This window comes from Mitsuaria sp. RG, from assembly GCF_028369275.1.
In the GTDB taxonomy this organism is placed as follows: domain Bacteria; phylum Pseudomonadota; class Gammaproteobacteria; order Pseudomonadales; family Pseudomonadaceae; genus Aquipseudomonas; species Aquipseudomonas peradeniyensis.
Window position 1 is genome coordinate 195792 of record NZ_JAQMYQ010000003.1, and the last position, 17673, is coordinate 213464.

Annotated in this window: 19 protein-coding genes; 9 read left to right on the top strand and 10 right to left on the bottom strand. The window is 65.9% G+C overall.

Going from position 1 to position 17673, the window contains the following annotated elements:
• Positions 1-53 precede the first annotated feature (53 nt).
• Positions 54-803 carry a 3-oxoacyl-ACP reductase family protein gene (locus POF53_RS03395; RefSeq protein WP_254463844.1) on the bottom strand — a complete coding sequence of 250 codons (750 nt, stop codon included), beginning with the start codon at positions 801-803 and terminating at the stop codon, positions 54-56.
• Between the two features lie 125 nt (positions 804-928).
• Here POF53_RS03395 and POF53_RS03400 point away from each other — a divergent pair, with 125 nt between their 5' ends.
• Positions 929-1861 carry a LysR family transcriptional regulator gene (locus tag POF53_RS03400; RefSeq protein ID WP_234562536.1) on the top strand — a complete coding sequence of 311 codons (933 nt, stop codon included), beginning with the start codon at positions 929-931 and terminating at the stop codon, positions 1859-1861.
• A 127-nt stretch (positions 1862-1988) separates the two neighbouring features.
• Here POF53_RS03400 and POF53_RS03405 read toward each other — a convergent pair whose 3' ends face one another.
• Positions 1989-2471, bottom strand: a complete 483-nt coding sequence (locus POF53_RS03405) for a GreA/GreB family elongation factor (protein ID WP_234562526.1) — start codon at positions 2469-2471, stop codon at positions 1989-1991.
• A 2-nt stretch (positions 2472-2473) separates the two neighbouring features.
• Positions 2474-2872: a hypothetical protein gene (locus POF53_RS03410; protein ID WP_234562527.1), complete on the bottom strand. Its 399-nt coding sequence runs from the start codon at positions 2870-2872 to the stop codon at positions 2474-2476.
• Between the two features lie 133 nt (positions 2873-3005).
• On the opposite strand from POF53_RS03410, the gene earP reads away from it, so the two are divergent.
• Together earP and efp are read left to right on the top strand one after the other, a co-directional pair.
• On the top strand, positions 3006-4139 hold the full coding sequence (earP, locus tag POF53_RS03415; protein WP_498966367.1) for an elongation factor P maturation arginine rhamnosyltransferase EarP: 1134 nt from the start codon (positions 3006-3008) through the stop codon (positions 4137-4139).
• A 48-nt stretch (positions 4140-4187) separates the two neighbouring features.
• Entirely contained in the window at positions 4188-4757 is a 570-nt protein-coding gene (efp, locus tag POF53_RS03420) for an elongation factor P (protein ID WP_060483780.1), read from the top strand.
• A 213-nt stretch (positions 4758-4970) separates the two neighbouring features.
• Here efp and POF53_RS03425 read toward each other — a convergent pair whose 3' ends face one another.
• The 3 genes from POF53_RS03425 to POF53_RS03435 form a co-directional block, all read right to left on the bottom strand.
• Positions 4971-5399 (bottom strand): organic hydroperoxide resistance protein, encoded by a 429-nt coding sequence (locus POF53_RS03425; RefSeq protein WP_498966369.1) that lies wholly within the window; start codon positions 5397-5399, stop codon positions 4971-4973.
• 130 nt (positions 5400-5529) lie between these two features.
• Complete coding sequence (locus tag POF53_RS03430; protein WP_203647579.1) at positions 5530-5985, bottom strand: MarR family winged helix-turn-helix transcriptional regulator; 456 nt, start codon at positions 5983-5985, stop codon at positions 5530-5532.
• Between the two features lie 55 nt (positions 5986-6040).
• Complete coding sequence (locus tag POF53_RS03435) at positions 6041-6997, bottom strand: LysR family transcriptional regulator (protein ID WP_232856398.1); 957 nt, start codon at positions 6995-6997, stop codon at positions 6041-6043.
• Between the two features lie 117 nt (positions 6998-7114).
• Here POF53_RS03435 and POF53_RS03440 point away from each other — a divergent pair, with 117 nt between their 5' ends.
• Entirely contained in the window at positions 7115-7864 is a 750-nt protein-coding gene (locus POF53_RS03440; RefSeq protein ID WP_203647577.1) for a sulfite exporter TauE/SafE family protein, read from the top strand.
• A gap of 66 nt (positions 7865-7930) precedes the next feature.
• On the opposite strand, the gene POF53_RS03445 is transcribed toward POF53_RS03440, so the two are convergent.
• Entirely contained in the window at positions 7931-8782 is an 852-nt protein-coding gene (locus tag POF53_RS03445) for a LysR substrate-binding domain-containing protein (RefSeq protein ID WP_028691732.1), read from the bottom strand.
• 96 nt (positions 8783-8878) lie between these two features.
• On the opposite strand from POF53_RS03445, the gene POF53_RS03450 reads away from it, so the two are divergent.
• Both POF53_RS03450 and POF53_RS03455 read left to right on the top strand, forming a co-directional pair.
• A complete protein-coding gene (locus POF53_RS03450; RefSeq protein ID WP_028691731.1) occupies positions 8879-9097 on the top strand; it encodes a DUF1127 domain-containing protein in 219 nt (72 codons plus the stop codon).
• A 156-nt stretch (positions 9098-9253) separates the two neighbouring features.
• Entirely contained in the window at positions 9254-10474 is a 1221-nt protein-coding gene (locus POF53_RS03455; RefSeq protein ID WP_244670921.1) for a winged helix-turn-helix domain-containing protein, read from the top strand.
• On the opposite strand, the gene POF53_RS03460 is transcribed toward POF53_RS03455, so the two are convergent.
• The gene (locus POF53_RS03460; RefSeq protein ID WP_028691729.1) at positions 10455-11801 is read right to left on the bottom strand and encodes a class II 3-deoxy-7-phosphoheptulonate synthase; all 1347 of its coding nucleotides are present in this window, start codon (positions 11799-11801) and stop codon (positions 10455-10457) included. The two genes, POF53_RS03455 and POF53_RS03460, sit on opposite strands and share 20 nt — an antisense overlap.
• 116 nt (positions 11802-11917) lie before the next feature.
• Here POF53_RS03460 and POF53_RS03465 point away from each other — a divergent pair, with 116 nt between their 5' ends.
• Positions 11918-12673, top strand: a complete 756-nt coding sequence (locus POF53_RS03465; RefSeq protein WP_475861131.1) for a spermidine synthase — start codon at positions 11918-11920, stop codon at positions 12671-12673.
• Positions 12674-13104: 431 nt separating this feature from the next.
• Positions 13105-14781, top strand: a complete 1677-nt coding sequence (locus POF53_RS03470) for a DEAD/DEAH box helicase (RefSeq protein WP_203647573.1) — start codon at positions 13105-13107, stop codon at positions 14779-14781.
• 139 nt (positions 14782-14920) lie between these two features.
• On the opposite strand, the gene POF53_RS03475 is transcribed toward POF53_RS03470, so the two are convergent.
• Entirely contained in the window at positions 14921-15673 is a 753-nt protein-coding gene (locus POF53_RS03475; RefSeq protein ID WP_232856395.1) for a DODA-type extradiol aromatic ring-opening family dioxygenase, read from the bottom strand.
• A gap of 101 nt (positions 15674-15774) precedes the next feature.
• Between POF53_RS03475 and POF53_RS03480 the strand changes: the two genes are divergently transcribed.
• Positions 15775-16425 carry a thiopurine S-methyltransferase gene (locus POF53_RS03480; RefSeq protein WP_498966376.1) on the top strand — a complete coding sequence of 217 codons (651 nt, stop codon included), beginning with the start codon at positions 15775-15777 and terminating at the stop codon, positions 16423-16425.
• Between the two features lie 134 nt (positions 16426-16559).
• Here the strand turns inward: POF53_RS03480 and htpX are convergent, their stop codons facing one another.
• Positions 16560-17447, bottom strand: a complete 888-nt coding sequence (htpX, locus tag POF53_RS03485; RefSeq protein WP_038705666.1) for a protease HtpX — start codon at positions 17445-17447, stop codon at positions 16560-16562.
• Between the last annotated feature and the right edge of the window lie 226 nt (positions 17448-17673).

Below are 17673 nucleotides of genomic sequence, written 5' to 3' on the forward strand. Positions count from 1 at the left end.
CCGCTGCGCGGCCCTTTCGCGGCACAAGGCCGCTCCTACAGGGGAATGGCACCTCAGGCCGCAAACCCACCATCGGCCAGCAGGCTCGCCCCGGTGATGTACCCTGCTTCAGGCCCCGCCAGGTAGGCAACAAAGCTGGCGATTTCATCCGCCTGCCCGTAGCGCCCGATGGCCATCAACGGAATCAGGCTCTCGGCGAACTCGCCGCTGGCCGGGTTCATGTCGGTGTCCACCGGCCCCGGCTGCACATTGTTGACGGTGATCCCCTGCGGCCCCAGGTCCCGGGCCAGGCCCTTGGTCAGGCCGACCAGCGCCGACTTGCTCATGGCATAGGGTGCGCCGCCGGCGAACGGCATGCGCTCGGCGTTGGTACTGCCGATGTTGATGATCCGTCCACCCTTGCCCATGTGCTTCACCGCTGCCTGGGTGGCCACGAACACGCTGCGCACGTTGATCGCCAGCAGGCGGTCGAAGTCGGCCAGGTCGAATTCGGCCACTGGCGCCACCGCCAGCACGCCGGCGTTGTTGACCAGGATATCGAGACCGCCGAAGGCCTTGGCGGTGTCGGCCACGGCCTGTTGCACGGCCTGGATGTCGGCGCTGTCGGCGCGCAGGGCCAGGGCCTGGCCGCCGGCGTTGTTGATTTCACCCGCCAGGGCTTCGGCGCTGGCGTTGGAACTGACATAGGTGAAGGCGACCTTGGCGCCGTCGCGGGCCAGGCGGCGGACGATGGCCGCGCCGATACCGCGGGAACCGCCCTGGACCAGGGCCACCTTGCCGGTGAGGGGAAGTGCTTGGGACATGCTGATCTCCTGCAGTGAAGCAAGGCCGGATGCCTTGGGATGGACGCAGTATCGGCGCTCGATTACCTGTTGATAAGATGGCAATCGAGTTACTCAGAATAAACCAGGAGTTGATAATGGCCGTGATGGAATCCTTCAGCAGCCTGGAATGCTTCATCCGCAGCGCCGAAGTCGGCAGCTTTGCCGAGGCGGCCAGGCGCCTGTCGCTCACCCCGGCGGCGGTCGGCAAGAACGTCGCCCAGCTGGAGGCGCGGCTCGGTGTGCGGTTGTTCCTGCGCAGCACGCGCAAGTTGACCCTGACCGAGGCCGGTCAGCGCTTTCTGGCCGAAGTGAGCGAGAGCTTTCGCACCATCCAGTACGCGGTGGCCAATCTCGCCAACTGCGAAGGGCATCCCTCGGGCGTGTTGCGGGTCAGCATGGGCACGGTATTCGGGCGCCTGTACGTGTTGCCGCTGCTGGGCGAGTTCCTGGCCCGTTTTCCGGCGGTGACGGCGGACTGGCACTTCGACAATCGCCAGGTCGACCTGATCGGCCAGGGCTTCGACGCCGCCATCGGTGGCGGCTTCGAACTGCCGCCGGGGGTGGTGGCGCGCAAGCTGACCCCGGCACACCGAGTGCTGGTCGCTTCGCCGGGCTACCTGCAACAGCACGGACCACTGAGCCGCCCGGAGCAGTTGCAGGCGTGCGCCGGCATCCTTATCCGCTCGCCGCAGACCGGCCGGGTGCGCAGTTGGCCGCTGACCAGTCGCTGGCAGGAGCAACAGCCGCTGCAACTGCCCCAGCGCCTGACCATGAGCGATTCAGACGCCGCCTGCGCGGTGGCCGAGCAAGGCCTGGGCATCGCCCTGGTCAGCCTGCCGTTCGCCTTGCCCTATCTGACTGCCGGGCGTCTGAGCCGGGTGTTGCCGGACTGGTACGTGGACGATGGACATATCAGCCTGTACTACGCCGAGCGCAAGCTGTTGCCGGGTAAGACCCGGGCCTTCATCGATTTCGTGGTGGAGCAGTTCGCCGAGCAGGGGCTGGCGGGGCGGTTCGATGCGTTGCAGCGCCATTGATGGCCTTTCGCGGGGCAAGCCCGCTCCCACGACGGCACTGCATCGAGCTCAGGAGTCACGGTCTTGCATGATGACTCAGGCTCCTGTGGGCTGCGTGGGAGCGGGCTTGCCCCGCGATGGCGCTCTATCAGGTGATATCGATGATGAACTGCACCTGCGCCACCCCAGCCACCACCAGGCCCACTTCGTCATCCACCCGCTTGCCGAGCAGTTGCTGCCCCAGCGGCGCGCGTGGCGTGATCACCGTCACCAGCCCATCCCCCTCGCCAACCTTCAGCCCGGCTCCTTCCGGCCCGAGGAACAGCCGGCGCCGCTGGCCCGCTTCATCTTCCAGGGTCACCAGGCAACCGATCTGGATCCCCCGCGCCGGGTCGTAATCGCGCAGCACCCACTGCTGGTAGGTGTGCAACGCCTGGCGGATCTCGGCCGTGCGCCGCGCCTGCCCGGTGGCCAGGTACGACGCCTCAAGCCCCAGGGTGTCGTACTTGTTCTCGGCGATGTTCTCTTCGGCGGTGGCGGCCTCGTAGGCGGTCTGGGCGGCACGGCGCAGCACCTCCATGTCGAGCTCGAGGGTGGCGATGATGCATTGCAGCAGGCAGGCCTTGTCCATGGTCAGTAGCAGAACTCCAGCACGTTGGCCTGGCTCTTGTCGGTCGGCGCGGTGCGGTTCTGCTGCAGCCAGAACTGGCATTTGGGGCTGTTGAGGTTGCGCGGATTGCCCTGGGCGGCCTCGGCGGCCTGTTGCAGTTCCTGCTTGTGCAGGATCTCCTTGTAGTGCTCGAACATCTGCGCCTGGGCGTCGGCCGGTTGTGCTGGCGCGGCGGCAGGCGCAGGCTGGACCACGGCGGGGACGGCGGCCTCGACCAGTGGCTGCACCTGTGCCGGCCACAGGCGCAGGGCCAGCCACAGGCTCAAGGCGATGGCCACGGCGCCGAGCCACAGACCCAGGGCGACGCACAGCACCAGTTGCACGGGTCTGAGGGTGATCTTCAATTCGCGGGGGCGGGGCATGGCGGCCTCCTGGCAGGCGGTTCGAGGGACCATTCTCGCATGGCGCGACAGGTTTTTTCAGCGCCGCGCTTTTGCTGACGGGTAAATATCCGCAAAATCCGCGGTCTTTTTTCGCAGGTAACGGAACGTGGCGATGAAAACCACCTGGGACATCTTCTGCACGGTCGTCGACAACTATGGCGACATCGGCGTCACCTGGCGCCTGGCGCGCCAGCTGGCGGCCGAGCACGACCTGGCGGTGCGCCTGTGGGTGGACGACCTGCAGGCTTTCGCGCGCCTGTGTCCGGACGCCGACAGCCAGGCCGGGCAGCAGTGGCGGCAAGGGGTCGAGGTACGCCACTGGCCTGTCACGTGGCAAGGGGCGGAGCCAGCCCAGGTGGTGGTAGGCGCCTTTGCTTGCCAACTGCCGGACGGCTACGTCGAGGCCATGGCCCGTCAGCCCACGCCGCCTTTGTGGCTGAACCTGGACTACCTCAGTGCCGAAGACTGGGTGGAGGGCTGCCATGGCTTGCCCTCGCCCCAGGCCAATGGGCTGCGCAAGTTCTTCTTCTTCCCGGGCTTCACCGAGAACACCGGTGGGTTGCTGCGTGAAGCCACCTTGCTACCGCGTTGCCAGGCGTTCCGCCAGGAGCCTGACGAGCGGGCGGATTTCCTTGCGGGCCTGGGTGTGCAGCCTCGGGAAGGGGCCCGGCTGATCTCGCTGTTCGCCTACGAGAACCCGCAGCTGGGCAACTGGCTCGATGTGCTGGCCGCCGATGTGCATCCCACCCATCTGCTGGTACCGCAGGGGCGCATCCTGGGTGACCTCGGCAACTGGCTGGGCGTGGCTGACCTGCCCGTGGGCGCGCTGCATCGGCGCGGAGCCTTGACCGTGCAGGTCCTGCCTTTCGTCAGCCAGGAGGACTACGACCGGCTGCTGTGGAGCTGCGATTTCAACGCCGTGCGCGGCGAAGACTCGTTCGTGCGCGCGCAATGGGCTGGCGTGCCGATGCTCTGGCACATCTACATCCAGGAAGAGAACGCCCACTGGGAAAAGCTCGAGGCATTCCTCGCCCTTTATCGCCAAGGCCTGTCGGCCGCCGCCGGCCAGGCGCTGACCGAACTGTGGCGTGCCTGGAACATGGATCGCCCGATGGGCCAGGCCTGGCAGGCGCTGCAGCCGCACTGGGACGAAGTGCGCGAACATGCCCGCCAGTGGCAGGCCGCGCAGGCCGCTCGGCCGGACCTTGCTACGAGGCTGGTACAGTTTTACCGAAATTCGCTATGATACGCGGCCTCGATTTTTATAAATCCATCCAGATTCGGATACTTCGTAATGAAAACTGGTAAAGAACTGAAACCCGGTACCGTACTGCGGATCGACAACGACCCGTGGCTGGTTCAGAAAGCTGAGTTCACCAAGTCGGGCCGTAACAGCGCGATCATGAAGACCAAGCTGAAGAACCTGCTGACCGGCTACAAGACCGAAACCGTATACGGTGCGGACGACAAGCTGGACGACGTGATCCTGGATCGCAAAGAAGCGACCCTGTCGTTCATCAGCGGTGACTCGTACACCTTCATGGACACCACCGACTACACCATGTACGAACTGAACGCCGAAGACATCGACGCCGTTCTGCCGTACATCGAAGAAGGCATGGAAGACATCTGCGAAGCCGTGTTCTTCGAAGGCCGTCTGGTCTCGGTAGAACTGCCGACCACCATCAGCCGCCAGGTCGTCTACACCGAGAACGCCGCGCGTGGCGACACCTCGGGCAAGGTCATGAAGCCTGCCAAGCTGAAGAACGGTACCGAGATCTCGGTTGCCGACTTCATCCAGATCGACGAGTGGATCGACATCGACACTCGCGACAACAGCTTCAAGGGCCGTTCCAAGAAGTAATCCTTCTTGCGATAAGCACAAAAAAACCCGGCCTTGGCCGGGTTTTTTATGGCGGGTTGTCTGGCCCCTGTAGGAGCGGCCTTGCGCCGCGAAAGGGGCGCGAAGCGCCCCCGACCATGGATCAGGCAAACCTAAGAAGCAGCCCTCGTGCATTCCGGGACCGCTCTGCGGTCCTTTCGCGGCACGAGGCCGCTCCTACACATCGATCGTGTATCACACCGTCACATGCAACCGCACATCCACATTGCCGCGGGTGGCGTTGGAGTAAGGGCAGACCTTGTGCGCCTTCTCCACCAGCCCTTCGGCGTCGGCCTGGGCCAGGCCCGGCAGGTTGATGTGCAGGTCGATGTCCAGGCCGAAGCCGCCCGGGATCTGGCCGATACCGACCTTGGCGGTGATCGACGTATCCGCCGGCAGGGCCTTTTTCTCCTGGCCGGCGACGAACTTCAGCGCGCCGATGAAGCAGGCCGAGTAGCCGGCGGCGAACATCTGCTCGGGGTTGGTGCCGTCACCGCCCGCGCCACCCAGCTCCTTGGGGGTGCTCAGCTTGACTTCCAGCTTGCCGTCGCTGGAGCGGGATTTGCCATCACGACCACCGGTGGAAGTGGCTTCTGCGATGTACAGCGGAGTGACCTTTTGCATCTTGAGCCTCGCTTGGGTGCTGTGCGCCGTCGGCGCTGAGTGGGTATGGGATTAACTTAGCGCGCAATTATTTAGCGCGCAAGTTAAATATTCGACCATTCATCCGAACAGCCATCTCACAGCTTAGACGTCAGAGGTTTTCTTGCAGCTGCGCACGCAGGGCGAGCAGGTCGGCCTGCAGCTTGCGCAGTTGCTCGGCGCTATGGCCGCTGGCCTGCAGAATGCACTGTGGCACGCGCTGGGCCTCGACCTGCAGGGCGCGGCCTTTGTCGGTCAGTTGCACCAGCACCACCCGTTCATCCTCGCGGCTGCGGCTGCGCTTGAGCAGGCCTTCGCTCTCAAGGCGCTTGAGCAGCGGCGTCAGCGAACCGGGGTCGGTGAGCAGGCGCTGGCTGATCTCGCCCACGGTCAGGCCGTCCTGTTCCCACAGGACCAGCATGGCCAGGTACTGCGGGTAGGTCAGGCCCAGCGCCTGCAGCAGGGGCTTGTAGACCTTGGTCATCAGCAACGAGGTCGAGTGCAGGGCGAAGCAGACCTGGTTGTCCAGCAGCAGCGCGTTGCAGGGGGCTTGGGTGTCGGCGTTCATGCAGGTCCTTGGAATCGGTAAGGGTTAAAATCTAGCACGCCAAAGCTTGGTGCGCTCATTGCCAGCGCAGCTCGCTTCTCAGCGCCAGGTCCCAGGGCGGCACCGGGCTGAAACGGCTCTTGAGAAATTCGAGCAGCAAGCGGCTGCGAGAGTTCGTTTCATGTTCCAGGCGCAGGGCATAGATGCCGCTGGTCTCAGGTTGCGGCAGGCCGTTGTCGCAGAACAGCGGGACCAGTTCGCCGCGCAGCAGGTAGTCGCTGATCAGCCAGGTCGGCAGGTGGGCGATGCCCAGGCCGGCCAGGGCGCCGAACAGCAGGGTCTCGGCGTTGTTGGCGGCCATGCGCATGCGCGCCGGACGGTACAGGCGGGTCTGGCCGTCGACCGCGAAACGCCAGGCGAACGGCGGGGCCAGCCCGTCCCAGTCGAGGCCGTCGTGCCCGGGCAGTTCGCTGGGGCAGGCCGGCACCCCGCGGCTGGCCAGGTACGCAGGGCTGGCACAGGCGATGCGCACCATGTAGGCCAGGGGCGTGGCCACCAGGCGGGTATCGGCCAGGGGGCCGGCGCGCAGCACCAGGTCCACTTCGCCCAGGTGGCTGCCATGCAGGTCGACGAAGCTGTCGATCAGACGCAACTGCACGTCGAGCCCGGGGTAGGCCACCAGGAAGTCAGCGATGGCCGGGGCCAGGTGACGACGGCCGAAGGCGGCCGGTGCGTCGATGCGGATCAAGCCTTCCGGGGCGTTGCTCAACGACACCGCCTCGGCGCGCGCCAGGCGCAGCTCTTCGATGATGCGCCGGGCCCGTTCGGCGAAGGCGTTGCCGGCCGGCGTCGGGCGCACGGCGTGGGTGCTGCGCGAAAACAGGCGGCTGCCCACCGCGCTTTCCAGGTTGTCGATGCGCCGCGCCACGGCGGAGGGCGTCAACGGGTGGCGCCGGGCGGCGGCGGAGAAACTGCCGGTTTCCAGCACGTCGAGGAACAGGCTGAGTTGTTCGGTAAGGATGTCGGGGCTCATGGCGGCTCGGTGCTTGTGCGAAATACGCAAAGCCATTGTGCGCTGCTGTGCGTTTCCCCGCCAGCCGCGACTGGCTAGCATGCCCTCATTCTCTGAAAGCAGGCGGAAGAGGCGCTGATGATCGAGTGGGTGATGTATATCGTGCTGGGTGCCGCGCTCGGCACCCTGGGTGGGCTGTTCGGCATCGGCGGCGGGTTGATCGCCATTCCGGCGCTGGGCGTGCTGTTCGGCCTTGACCAACAGCTGGCCCAGGGCACCGCCCTGGTGATGGTGGTGCCCAACGTGTTGCTGGCGCTGTGGCGCTATCACCAGCGTAACCGCATCGAGCTGCGCCACGCGGTGCCGTTGTCGCTGTGCAGCTTTGTGTTCGCCTGGCTGGGGTCGATCTGGGCGGTGGGCATCGATGCCCAGTCGATGCGCCTGTACTTCGTCGGTTTCCTGGTGGCGCTGGCGATCTGGAACGTGGCGCGGATGTTTCTGCCGGTCAGGCCGCCGAGCAACCAACTGCGTTATCCGTGGCCCTGGCTGGGCGTGCTGGGCAGCTTCGCCGGGACCATGGGCGGGCTGTTCGGCGTGGGCGGGGCGGTGGTGGCCACACCGATCTTGACCTCGGTGTTCGGCACCACCCAAGTGGTGGCCCAGGGGTTATCGCTGGCGTTGGCTGCGCCTAGCACCATGGTGACCTTGCTGACCTATGGGCTGCACCAGAGTGTCGACTGGAGCATCGGGGTTCCGCTGGCTGTGGGTGGGTTGCTGAGCATCAGCTGGGGGGTGAAGCTGGCCCATGCGTTGCCGGAGAGGGTGTTACGCACGCTGTTCTGCGGGTTTTTGGTGGTGTGTGCGGTGATGCTTGGGTTCGAGCTCTAGATAGCCGGGGCCGCGTTGCGGCCCATCGCGGGACAAGCCCGCTCCTACAGGGGGCGGGCGGGATGCTTATTTGAACCCTTCGACGATGTACTCGGCCATGCAGTCGGTGATCGGCGAATGCTGCTGGTCGTTGCGCAGCAGCATCACATTGGCCATGTGCAACTGCGGCAGGCCGTCGTCCGCGCCGAGGATGCGCAGGTCGCCGCCGATCAGGCTCTGTAGCTGCGCGGTCACCGCCAGGCCGGCATGCACGATGGCGAAGATCGCCGCCAGGCTCGGGCTGGTGTAGGCGATGCGGTATTCGATGCCCTGGCGCTCCAGGGCGTTGCAGGTCCAGGCGCGGCAGAAACAGTCGGTGTTGAACAGCGCCAGCGGCATCGGCCGCTGCTCGTGGGGGCAGAAGCCCTTGGCCGCGGCCCACACCAGGCGTTCCTGGCGCAGCAGCTGGCCGACCTCGTTGCCCGGCTCGCGGGTGACGATGGTCAGGTCCAGGTCCTGGCGCAGCATCAGCTGCTTGGACGAGTCGCAGTGCACCTCGACATGGATCAACGGGTACGCCTGGGCGAAGCGGGTGAGGATGCCCGGCAGGTAGCGCATGGCGTAGTCGTCCGGGGTGCCGATGCGCACCACGCCAACCATGTGCGGCATGCGCAGGGTGTTGAACACCTCGCCGTGCAGCTTGAGGATGCGCCGGGCATAGCCCAGCAGGACCTGGCCCTCGGCGGTGAGGCGCACCTGGCGGCCGTCGCGCTCGAACAGCTGGCGCTGCAGGATGTCCTCTTCCAGGCGCTTCATCTGCATGCTCACCGCCGACTGGGTGCGGTTGACCACCTCGCCGGCGCGGGTGAAGCCGCCTTGCTCGGCGATGGCGACGAAGGTGCGCAGCACGTCCGCGTCGAGACTCTGATACTGGGACATGGCATCAATCTCCGAGATGCATGACATCAGAAACATTCGTTGGATTGATCTTAGGCCTGGGCAGAGACTGGAGCCATCCACAAGGAGGGCGTCAAGATGAAAGGTCATTTCAACGTTGCTCACCAGCCTGGGTCTACCCTCGGCCACCTGCTGCACGATGCCGGCGGGCGGCTGCTGCGCTGGTACGAGCTGCACCGCCAACGCGACGAACTGGCGCGCCTGAGCGATGCCACGCTGCACGACCTGGGGTTGTCGCGGGCGGATATCCAGCAGGAGGCCGACCGGCATTTCTGGGAGGATCCGTTGCGTAAATAGGCCGTGAAGGCTTTGCTAGCCTCTTCGCGGGTAAACCCGCTCCCACAGGTTCGCTGTTGTTCCCTGGTCAACGCTAACCCTGTGGGAGCGGGTTTACCCGCGAATGCTATGGTGCAGACACAGAATGAGTTGCAGAGCCACTGTGAGGTACCTCCATTGCCCCTCGAACTGTCTATCCACCAGGCCCGCCGTCTGGCCCTGTCCGCCCAGGGCTTCGGCAAGTCGCCCGGCAGCCCGCCGACCCTTGGCAGTCTCACGCGCATGTTCCAGCGCCTGGGCGTGGTGCAGATCGACTCGGTCAATGCCCTGGTGCGCTCCCACTACCTGCCGCTGTTTTCGCGCCTGGGCGACTACCCGCACGACCTGCTTGACCAGCTCGCCTGGGGCCAGCGCCGCCAGCGCCGATTGTTCGAGTATTGGGGCCATGAAGCATCGCTGCTGCCGCTGGCGCTGTACCCGCTGATGCGCTGGCGCATGGCCCACGCCGCCGACGGCAAGGGCATCTACCGGCAACTGGCCGCGTTCGGCCGCGAGCGGCGCGAGGTGATCGAGCGGGTGCTGGCGGCGGTGCGCGACCAGGGCGCGCTGGGCGCGGGCAGCCTGTCCACCCGCGAAGAGCGCGCCGGCCCCTGGTGGGACTGGAGCGAAGAGAAGCACGCGCTGGAATGGCTGTTCGCCGCCGGCGAGGTCACCGTGGCCGGGCGTCGCGGTTTCGAGCGTCTGTACGACCTGCCCGAGCGGGTGCTGCCGGCGGCCATCCTCGATCAGGCCCGGCCCAGCGAGGCCGAAGCGCACCAGGGCTTGCTGCTGCATGCCGCCGGCGCCCTGGGCGTGGCCACCGAACAGGACCTGCGCGACTACTTTCGCCTCTCGCCGCAGCAGAGCAAGGCCGCCCTGGCCGTATTGGTCGAGGCCGGGCACCTGCAGGCCTGCACCGTGCAGGGCTGGAAACAACCGGCCTATGTCGCGGGGGTGCCACGGATTCCCAGGCGCATCGAAGCCAGCGCCTTGCTCTCGCCGTTCGATTCGCTGGTCTGGGCGCGCGAGCGTACCGAGCGCCTGTTCGATTTCCGCTACCGCCTGGAGATCTACACGCCGGCGCATAAGCGGGTGTACGGCTACTACGTGCTGCCATTCCTGCACGACGGGCGCATCGCCGCCCGCCTGGACCTGCGTGCCGAGCGCGCCCACGGGCGCCTGGCGGTGCATGCGGTGCACGAAGAGGCGTTGGGGCTGGACGAGGCGGGCTACCAGGCGCTGGCGCTCAGCCTGCGGCAGCTGGCCAACTGGCTGGGCCTGGCGCAGGTGCAGCTCAACTGCCCCCGCGCCGAGGGCAGCCGGCTGCGTCAGGCATTGCTCAGCGGCGTACCTGCTTGAGGGTTTCGGCGATCAGGAACGCCAGCTCCAGCGACTGATCGGCGTTCATCCGCGGGTCGCAGTGGGTGTGGTAGCGGTCTGACAGGGCATCTTCGGTGATCGGCCGGGCGCCGCCGATGCACTCGGTGACGTTCTGCCCGGTCATCTCGATATGAATGCCGCCAGCGTGGCTGCCCTCGGCCTGGTGCACCTGGAAGAACTGCTTGACCTCATCGAGGATCTGCGCGAAATCGCGGGTCTTGTAGCCGCTGCTGGCCTTGATGGTGTTGCCGTGCATCGGGTCGGAGCTCCACAGCACCTGGCGCCCTTCGCGCTGCACGGTGCGGATCAGCCCCGGCAGGTGGTCGCCGACCTTGCCGGCGCCCATGCGCACGATCAGGTTCAGGCGGCCCGGGTCGTTGTCCGGGTTGAGCACATCGATCAGGCGGATCAGCTCCTCGGGGTTCATGCTCGGGCCGACCTTGACCCCGATCGGGTTGTGCACGCCGCGCAGGAACTCGACATGGGCGCCGTCGAGCTGGCGGGTGCGGTCGCCGATCCACAGCATGTGCGCCGAGCAGTCGTAGTAGTCGCCGGTCAGGCTGTCGCTGCGCACGAAGGCTTCCTCGTAGTTGAGCAGCAACGCTTCGTGGGCGGTGAAGAAGCTGGTCTCGCGCAGTTGCGGCGCGGTGTCCAGGCCGCAGGCGCGCATGAAGGCCAGGGTCTCGTCGATGCGGTTGGCCAACTGGTGGTACTTGTCGGCCAGCGCCGAGTTGGCGATGAAGTCCAGGTTCCACTTGTGCACCTGGTGCAGGTCGGCGAAGCCGCCCTGGGCGAAGGCGCGCAGCAGGTTGAGGCTGGCGGTGGCCTGGTGGTAGGCCTGCAGCAGGCGCTCGGGGTCGGGAACGCGGCTCTTTTCGTCGAAACCGATGCCGTTGACGATGTCGCCACGGTAGGCGGGCAGGGTGATGTCGCCGATGGTCTCGTCATTGGCCGAGCGCGGCTTGGCGAACTGGCCGGCCATGCGCCCGACCTTGACCACCGGGCAGCCGGCGGCGAAGGTCATGACAATGGCCATCTGCAGCAGCACCTTGAAGGTGTCGCGGATCTTCGCCGCGGAGAATTCGGCGAAGCTCTCGGCGCAGTCGCCGCCCTGCAGCAGGAACGCCCGGCCCTGGGTCACTTCGGCGAACTGCCGGCGCAGCTCGCGTGCCTCGCCGGCAAACACCAGTGGCGGGTAGCTGGCCAGGGTCTGCTCCACCTTCAGCAGGTGCGCGGCGTCGGGGTAGATCGGTTGCTGCTGGATCGGCAGGGCGCGCCAGCTGTCAGGGGTCCATTGTCGGGTCATCGCAAGCTCTATCCATAAGTGTCGTTAAGGCCTGCCAGCCATGGTACGCCCGGGTGTGCTTGTTGCACCACCGGCATTGGCGGACAATGCACGTTTTGCGCGGGCAGGTGGTAAGGATGGCGACGGAGCGGGAAGAGCGGCTGCTGGCACGGGTCGAGGACGCCTTTGGCGTCATCAGCGTGTACGAGGTGGATGACTATCGCTTCCTCGAGTTCGGCGACGCCATCGAGCAGAGCTGCACCTTCACCGCCGACCCAAGCTGGCTGGAGTACGACTACACCCGCGCCATGCTGGTCGGCGCGCTGTGCCACGGGCAGCCGGAGAGCGCGCTGTTCCTCGGCCTTGGCGCCGGCACCCTGACCCAGGCGTGCCTGAAGTTCCTGCCGCTGGAGGATGTCGAGGCCATCGAGCTGCGCCCCGACGTGCCGCGCCTGGCCATGGAGTACATGGGCCTGGACGACGACCCGCGGCTGTATGTGCGGGTGGGCGACGCCCTCGAGCTTTTGCCCAGCGCGGAGAAGGCCGACCTGCTGTTCGTCGACCTTTATACCGACTATGGTCCCGGTGTCGGCCACCTGGCCTGGGGCTTCCTGGAGAACTGCCAGAAGCAGCTGAACCCCGATGGCTGGCTGGTGATCAACCAGTGGGCCGGGGACGACGGCAAGCCGCTGGGCGCAGCCTTGTTGCGTGGTTTGTACCACCGCCATTACTGGGAGTTGCCGGTGAAGGAGGGCAACGTGATCGTGCTGGTGCCGGCGGACCTGGAGCAGACGCTGGATATCGATGCCGTGCGGGCCCGGGCTGCAGCCTTGGCGCCGCGCCTGGGCTATTCGCTGGAATACCTGATCAAGGAAATCCGCCCGGCGACCTGATCCGAGTGTGCGCCCCCTGTAGGAGCGGCCTTGTGCCGCGAAAGGGCCGCACAGCGGCCCCGGCGATCTTGAGGTAGGCACACATCCTGGGGCCGCATTGCGGCCCATTCGCGGCACAAGGCCGCTCCTACAGGGAAACGATTCAGCCTGGATCCAATATGGCCCTTGATCTTCGAAATATTTCTCACAATTCACGGCTATTTCGGGTATAGTACGCGCCGGTCTTTTAGCGGACCTCAAAATCAGGTGGTGCAAATCCTCCGAATCCAGCTTCGGCTGCGCGTCCGCTAGGCGGACCTTCCCAAGACGTTCCTATTTCAATCGTTTTCGCAAATCCCCGCCGCCAAAGCTGCCTGGGTGACCGACTGGTCTTTCAAGGCATGTGCAGCTTTGGAGCATGGGTCTTTGCGGATGCACCTAGAGGCAGACCCATGACCCAGGAAACCGGCGGATTCGCCGCTCTCGAACTCAATCCGAACATCGTTGCTGCCGTCCTGGCCACCGGCTATGAAGAGCCGTCGGCCATCCAGCAACAGTCGATCCCGATCATCCTCGCCGGTCACGACATGATCGGCCAGGCGCAGACTGGCACCGGCAAGACCGCTGCCTTCGCCCTGCCGATCCTCAACAAGATCGACGTGAGCAAGCGCGAACCGCAAGCCCTGATCCTGGCGCCAACCCGTGAGTTGGCGCTGCAAGTAGCCACCGCTTTCGAAACCTACGCCAAGCAGATGCCGGGCGTTAACGTGGTGGCCGTGTACGGTGGTGCCCCGATGGGCCCACAGCTGCGTGCCATTCGCAATGGCGCACAGATCGTCGTCGCCACCCCGGGCCGCCTGTGCGACCACCTGCGCCGCGACGAGAAAGTCCTGTCCACCGTCCAGTACCTGGTACTCGACGAAGCCGACGAGATGCTCAAGCTGGGCTTCATGGATGACCTCGAAGTGATCTTCGACGCCATCCCTGCCACCCGCCAGACCGTGCTGTTCTCCGCCACCCTGCCGGCCTCGATCCGTGCCATCGCCGAGCGCCACCTGCGCGAGCCGAAGCACGTCAAGATCCAGAGCAAGACCCAGACCGTGACCGCGATCGAGCAGGCCCACCTGATGGTCCACGCCGACCAGAAGATCCCGGCCGTGCTGCGCCTGCTGGAAGTGGAAGAGTTCGACGCGCTGATCGCCTTCGTGCGTACCAAGCAGGCCACCCTGGACCTGGCCGCCGCCCTGGAAGCCAAAGGCTACAAGGCTGCCGCGCTGAACGGCGACATCGCCCAGAACCAGCGTGAGCGCGTGATCGACTCGCTCAAGGACGGTCGCCTGGACATCGTCGTCGCCACCGACGTCGCTGCCCGTGGTCTGGACGTACCGCGCATCACCCACGTGTTCAACGTCGACATGCCGTACGATCCGGAGTCCTACGTGCACCGTATCGGCCGTACCGGCCGTGCCGGTCGCGATGGCCGCGCGCTGCTGCTGGTCACCCCGCGTGAGCGCCGCATGCTGCAGGTGATCGAGCGTGTCACCGGTCAGAAAGTCGCCGAAGCCCGCCTGCCTAACCCGCAAGCCGTGCTGGATGCGCGCATCAAGAAGCTGACCAAGAGCCTGGCGCCGCTGGTGGCCGAATCCGAGGCCAGCCACGGCGAGCTGTTCGACCGCCTGACCGCCGACCTGGGTTGCAGTGCCCGTGCCCTGGCCTCGGCCCTGCTGCGCAAGGCCACCAACGGTCAGGCGCTGGACCTGGCTTCGGTGGAGCGCGAGCAGCCGCTGGTACCGACCTACAGCCCGCGTGAGCGCACTGAGCGTACCGAGCGTGGCGAGCGTCCGGACCGTGGTGACCGCGAGCGCCGCGCGCCGATGCCGCTGGCCGAAGGCCGCGTGCGTTGCCGTACCGCCCTGGGTGCCCGTGACGGCATCGCCGCCAAGAACCTGCTGGGCGCGATCCTCAACGAGGGTGGCCTGGCGCGTGACGCCATCGGTCGTATCCAGGTGCGTGACAGCTTCAGCCTGGTCGAGCTGCCGGAAGACGGTCTCGAGCGCCTGCTGACCAAGCTCAAGGACACCCGCGTGGCCGGCAAGCAGCTGAAGCTGCGCCGTTACCGCGAAGACTGATCCTGGCGCTGCAATAAAAAATCCCCGGCCTTTTGGTCGGGGATTTTTTTTTGCCTGTCCCGGCCTCTTCGCGGGTAAACCCGCTCCCACAGGTATCGCGCTGTACCTGTGGGAGCGGGTTTACCCGCGAAGAGGCCCGTCAGTCGAACCGATAGATATCCATCCCCAGCGCCCCCAGCGTAAACCCCTGGTGCACGACCCCACACCGCCCACCAGCCCCCATGGCGAAGAACAACGGCAAAAGATGCTCATCACTGGGATGGTTACGCAGCGCAAACGGCGCCTGCCGTCGATAATCCACCAGCGCCGCCTCATCCCCAGCGTTCAACCGCTCCACCACCCAGTCACGAAACGCCAGCGCCCAGGGCTCGACCGCGTCCGGCCCGGCATGCCAGTCCAGCTCGCCCAGGTTGTGGGTGATGCTGCCCGAGCCGACCAGCAGGATGCCTTCCTCGCGCAGTGCCGACAGCGCCCGGCCAACCTTCAGTTGCAGATCAGGGCCGGCCTGGCTGGGCAGCGACACCTGAACCACCGGAATATCCGCCTCGGGATACATCAGTGAAAGCGGCACCCAGGCACCATGGTCGAAGGGCCGCTGCGAGTCCAGCTGCGCGCCCAGGCGCTCGGCGATCCGCTGGGCCAGTTCCGGCGCGCCGGGCGCGGGGTATTGCACGGCATACAGCGCCGGCGGAAAACCATGGAAGTCATGCCAGGTCTGCGGCTGAGCGTTGCCCATCACCAGCAGCTCGCGGCTTTCCCAGTGCGCCGACACCACCACGATCGCCTTCGGCCGGGGCAGGGCACGGGCCAGCGCGGCCAGGGCCGGGCCACTGGCACCGGGTTGCAGGGCGAGCATGGGCGATCCGTGGGAGATAAACAGGCTGGGCAGCATGGCGGGGTCCTGGCAGGTAAGATGCTGCCATCTTCGATCAGCCTTCGATCGAGATCCAATATAAGTTTTCACAGGCTTTTATCGAAAAACCGGGAGGAATCATGGAGCCAGCGTTCTGGCACAAGCGGTGGGCGGACAACCAGATCGGCTTTCACCAATCCCAGGTGAACCCGTACCTGCAGGCGCACTGGCCGACCTTGGGGCTGGCCCCGGGCGCGCGAGTGTTGGTGCCGCTGTGTGGCAAGAGCCTGGACCTGCTCTGGCTGGCCGCCCAGGGTTATCGGGTGCTGGGGGTGGAGCTGTCGCGCAGGGCGGTGGCGGACTTCTTCACCGAACATGGCCTGGTGGCGCAGATTGTCCGGCACGGTGCCTTCGAGGTGTGGCGCAGCGACGAGGTGGAGCTGTGGTGCGGGGATGTGTTTGCCCTGCGTGCCGAGGATCTGGCGGACTGCGCGGGGGTATATGACCGGGCGGCGCTGATCGCCTTGCCGCTGGCGATGCGCGAGCGCTACATGGCGTTGTTGGGTGAGCAGTTGCCGGCGGCCTGTCGCGGGCTGTTGGTGACCCTGGATTACGACCAGGGATTGATCGACGGGCCGCCGTTTTCGGTGCCGGACGCCGAAGTGCGGGCAGGGTTTTCCGGGTGGTGGGTCGAGGAGGTCGAGGCGCGGGAGATTCTCGACGAGAGTCCGAAGTTTCTCAAAGCTGGTGTCGAAAGTTTGGTTGAGCGAGTCTACAGCGTTCGGCGTTGAAGCCATCGCGGGGCAAGCCCGCTCCCACGCCAGCCCGTTTGGTGCAGGCGTGGGAGCGGGCTTGCCCCGCGATGTGGTCGGTACTGGCAATGAAAAAGGGCGACCGAAGTCGCCCTTTCTTGTTGCTGCCTGGATCAACCGCGACGGCGCAGCGCGTCGATGCGGTCTTCCAGCGGCGGGTGGCTCATCAGCAGGCCGGCCAGGCCATGCTTGAGGCCGCCATTGATGCCGAAGGCCTTCATGGTGTCGGGCATGTGCACCGGCAGGCCTTGTTCGGAGCGCAGGCGCTGCAGCGCGCCGATCATCGCGCCGGTACCGGCCAGGTGGGCGCCGGCTTCGTCGGCGCGGAACTCGCGGCGACGCGAGTACCACATGACGATGATGCTGGCGAGGATGCCCAGGACCAGCTCGGCGACGATGGTCGCGATGAAGTAGGCAATGCCGTGGCCTTCTTCGTTCTTGAAGATCACCCGGTCGACGAAGTTGCCGATGATGCGGGCGAAGAACATCACGAAGGTGTTCACCACGCCCTGCACCAGCGCCATGGTGACCATGTCGCCATTGGCCACGTGGCCGATCTCGTGGGCCAGCACCGCACGCACCTCATCGGGCGAGAAGCGCTCCAGCAGGCCCTGGGAGACGGCGACCAGCGCGTCGTTGCGGTTCCAGCCGGTGGCGAAGGCGTTGGCCTCGTAGGCCGGGAAGATACCCACCTCGGGCATCTTGATGCCGGCCTCGCGGGACAGTTCCTCGACGGTCTGCAGCAGCCACTGTTCGTGACGGGTGCGGGGCTGGGTGATGATCTGGGTGCCGGTGGTCATCTTCGCCATCCACTTGGAGATGAACAGGGAGACGAGCGAGCCAGCGAAACCGAACACGGCGCAGAAGACCAGCAGCTGGCCGAGGTTGAGGTCAACCCCGTTGGCCGCCATGAACCCGTTGAAGCCGAACAGGCTCAGGGTAATGCTTGCAACCAGCACCACCGCGAGGTTGGTGGCTACAAACAACAGAATGCGCATCATGGTTGTTACGTTCTCCTGACGGATAAGTTCGTTGCGTACTGCGGGGTATATAAGGGGGAGGGCGCGGCTATTCAACCGGGCGACTATTTCAAACTGTGTACGCGAGGAGTATGGCAGAGGATGCCGGGCGTACCGTGGGATAGAGCGTTGCAGGATGTAAGAGGGATCGGGTCAACCCCTTCGCGGGGGGGGGGGGGGGGGGGGGGGGGGGGGGGGGGGGGGGGGG